Source organism: Streptomyces sp. NRRL WC-3618 (assembly GCF_001280005.1).
GTDB lineage: Bacteria > Actinomycetota > Actinomycetes > Streptomycetales > Streptomycetaceae > Streptomyces.
Genome location: NZ_LGDW01000173.1, coordinates 1 through 3,714 on the forward strand (window position 1 = coordinate 1; position 3,714 = coordinate 3,714).

The following is a 3,714-nucleotide window of genomic DNA, read 5'->3' on the forward strand; positions in this document are numbered from 1 at the left end:
GTCCTGGTTCACCGCGGAACCTCGTACGACCGCAAGCACCCGATGGCCAAGGCGCCGAGCATCCGACAACCGCTCCACCAGCAGCATGCCGACGCCCTCGCCCCAACCCGTCCCGTCCGCCGCCTCCGCGAACGCCTTGCAGCGGCCGTCGACGGCAAGGCCGCGCTGGCGGCTGAACTCCACGAAGGTCTCCGGCGACGACATCACCGTCACGCCGCCCGCGAGCGCCATCGTGCACTCGCCGTTGCGCAGCGCCTGCGCGGCCAGGTGCAGGGCGACGAGCGAGGACGAGCACGCGGTGTCGACGGTCACCGCCGGGCCCTGGAGGCCGAGGACGTAGGAGAGGCGGCCGGACATGACGCTGGTGGTGTTGCCGGTGAGCAGGTGACCCTCGACGCCTTCGGGGGCCTGGCGGACGCCCTCGCCGTAGCCCTGGTAGCCGGAGCCGACGAACACGCCGGCGCGGGTGCCGCGCAGGGTGGCCGGGTCGATGCCCGCCCGCTCGAAGGCTTCCCACGCGGTCTCCAGGAGGAGCCGTTGCTGCGGGTCCATGGCCAGGGCCTCGCGGGGCGAGATGCCGAAGAACGCGGCGTCGAAGTCGCCCGCTTCGTGCAGGAAGCCGCCGTGGCGGGCATAGAAGGTGCCCTGCTTGTCCGGGTCGGGGTCGTAGAGGCCGTCGAGGTCCCAGCCGCGTCCATCGGGGAGTTCGCCGATGGCGTCGGCGCCGTCGGCGACGAACCGCCACAGGTCCTCGGGGCCGCGTACGCCGCCGGGGAAACGACAGCTCATGCCGACGATCGCGATGGGCTCTCTGGAAGCCGCCGTGAGCTGCTGGTTCTGCCGTCGCAGCCGCTCGGTCTCCTTCAGAGACGCGCGCAGCGCTTCAACGACCGTGTCCGAAGGCCTCGTCATGTCCGGCTCCACATCCGTGCTGCGTGAATTCGTGCGGCGTAACTGCGTGTTGCGTCAGGAATCGCTGTTGTCCAGGGCGAGCTGGATCAGGTTGTCCACGTCCATGGCGTCGATCGAGTCGTCCATGTCGTCGTCATCGGTCGGGGCCGGCGCGGTGTCCGGGCTCGCGTGTTGCGCGGCGAGGCGCAGGACGGCGTCCATCAGACCTGCCTCGCGGAGGCGGGCGATGGGTACGGACGCGAGAGCCCTGCGGACTTCGGCGTCGGCTTCGGTGTCCGCCGGGTCGTCGTCCACGTCACCAGATCCGGCCGCGGAGTCGGGCAGGAGTTCGGCGAGGAGCTGCCGGGACAGTTCCCCGGGGGTCGGGTGGTCGAAGACGAGGGTGCTGGGCAGGCTCAGGCCGGTCGCGGCGTTCAGGCGGGTGCGGAGTTCGACGGCGGTCAGCGAGTCGAAGCCGAAGTCCTTGAACGCGCGGTCCTCGCGGACGGCCTCCGTGCCCGTGTGCCCGAGTACGGCGGCGACCTCCTCGCGTACCAGCTTCAGTACGGTCCGCTCGCGCTCGTCGGCCGAGGCCGCGGCGAGCCGCTCGCGCAGGGCGGCCGCGGCGTCGTCGGTCCCGGCCCCGTCGGCCGAACGCGCGCCGGATACGCCCGACGCGGCGTCGAGGGCCCGGCGGGCCTCCGGCAGGTCGTCGAGCAGCGGGCTCGGCCGCCGCACGGTGAAGGCCGGGGCGAACCGCTCCCAGTCGACATCGGCGACGGTGACCAGGGCGTCGCGGACGCCGAGCGCATGCCGCAGTGCGGCGACGGCCGACTCGGGCCTCATGACGGGCAGGCCCCGCTTGCGCAGGTGCGCCGCCGCCTCGTCGTCCCCGGCCATGCCCGAACCGGCCCACGGCCCCCAGGCCACCGACGTCACCGCACGCCCCTGGGCCCGGCGGCGTTCGGCGAGCCCGTCGAGGAAGGCGTTGGCGGCCGCGTACGCCGCCTGGCCGCCGCTGCCCCACACGCCCGCGATGGACGAGAACAGCACGAACGCGTCCAGCGGTGTGCCACCGAGCAGTTCGTCCAGGTGCGCCGCGCCCGCCGTCTTCGCCGTGACGATCTCGGCGAAGTCCGCCGGTCCCGTCTCGTCGATCATGCGGTCCTGTCCCAGGCCCGCCGCGTGTACGACGGCGCTCAACGGCGCGTCCGCAGGGATCTCGGCCAGGAGCCCGGCGAGCGCGTCCCGGTCGGCCACGTCGCAGGCGGCGATGGTGACCTCGGCGCCCAACTCCTCCAGTTCGGCGCGGAGTTCGGCGGCTCTGGGCGCGTCGGGACCGCGCCTGCTCGTCAGTACAAGATGACGCGCGCCGCCGCCCGCGCACCACCGCGCCACGTGGGCGCCGAGGGCACCGGTGCCGCCGGTGATCAGTACGGTGCCGCGCGGCTGCCATTGCCCGGCGGGAGCCGGGCGCCTGGGCGCGCGCACGAGGCGGCGTACGAGGGCTCCCGAGGGGCGGACGGCGAGCTGGTCCTCGGTGAAGTCCTCCGTGGCGGTGCGGGAGAGGAGGGTGGTGAGGTGGGCGCGGGCAGAGGCCGGGACGGCCCCTGTGGCCTCGGGGAGGTCGATGAGGCCTCCCCACACCTCCGGGTGCTCCAGGCCCACGACCCGCCCGAAGCCCCATGCCTGCGACTGCGCGACACCGCGCACGGACTCGGCGGCGCCGACGGACACCGCGCCGCACGTGGCGATCCACAGTCGTCCACCGACCTCGGCGTCGACGACGGCCTGCGTCAGGGCGAGGGTCGCGGCCATGCCGCGGGTGAAGGATGCCGACTGGGCGAGGGACCCCGAGGGCTCGTACGAGCGCTCGTCCAGGGCCAGCAGGGACAGCACGCCGGCGAGGGGAGCGTCCAGGTCCCGCAGGAGCTTCGTCATCTCCGTACGATCGGCGGCCTCGTCCCCGACGACCACGCGCCGGACGTCCGTACCGGCGGCGGCCATCGCCTCCTCGGCGGCCGCGCACCATGGGTGTTCGGCGGCCCCGTCCGGGACCACCAGCGCCCAGGCGCCCTGGAGGGCCGGACCGGCGCCTGGTCCGGAGCCACCGGGCAGCGGCTTCCACGTGATCTGGTAGCGGAGGGCGTCCACCTGCTGCTGTTCCTGCTGCCGGCGCCGCCAGGACGCGAGCGCGGGCAGCACCGACTTGAGGGACGCGTCCTGGTCGAGCTCCAGCGTCTCCGCAAGGCCTTCGAGGTCCTCGCGCTGGACGGCCTCCCAGAACTCCGCGTCCACGCTGGTGCCCTGGCCGTCGGCCGCGGCGGACTCCTTCGGCTGCGGCCAGTAGGTCTGGTGCTGGAAGGCGTACGTGGGGAGGTCGACGCGACGTCGGGACTCGACGGGGGCGTACAGCGGCGCCCAGTCGACCTCGGCGCCGCGGACGTGGAGCTGGGCGAGGGCGGCCAGGAAGGTGTCCGCTTCCGCACGGCCCTTGCGCAGCGCACCGACCAGACCTGCTTGCGCGGCCGGGTCGGTGAGGGTGTCGTGCGCCATCGCCGTGAGCACGGAATCCGGGCCCAACTCCAGCAGCGTCGACACGCCTTGGGCGGTGAGAGTGGTCAGGCCGTCGTGGAAGCGCACGGCCTCCCGGACGTGGCGGACCCAGTACTCGGGGTCCGTGAGCTGAGCCGACTCGGCCAGTTCACCAGTCACGTTGGAGATGACCGGCAGCTTCGGTTCCTGGTACGTCAGGCCCCCCGCCACCTTGCGGAAGTCGTCGAGAACCGGGTCCATCAACGGCGAGTGGAACGCGTGCGACAC

2 protein-coding genes are annotated in these 3,714 nt (G+C 73.4%); both read right to left on the reverse strand.

The annotated features are described in order from the left end of the window. A partial coding sequence (locus tag ADL01_RS43775) for a beta-ketoacyl synthase N-terminal-like domain-containing protein (RefSeq protein ID WP_420719726.1) occupies positions 1 to 924 on the reverse strand: 924 nt, incomplete at its 3' end. A 42-nt stretch (positions 925 to 966) separates the two neighbouring features. Continuing rightward, positions 967 to 3,714 (reverse strand): SDR family NAD(P)-dependent oxidoreductase (locus tag ADL01_RS47260; RefSeq protein WP_267889924.1); only part of this gene is annotated, 2,748 nt, incomplete at its 5' end.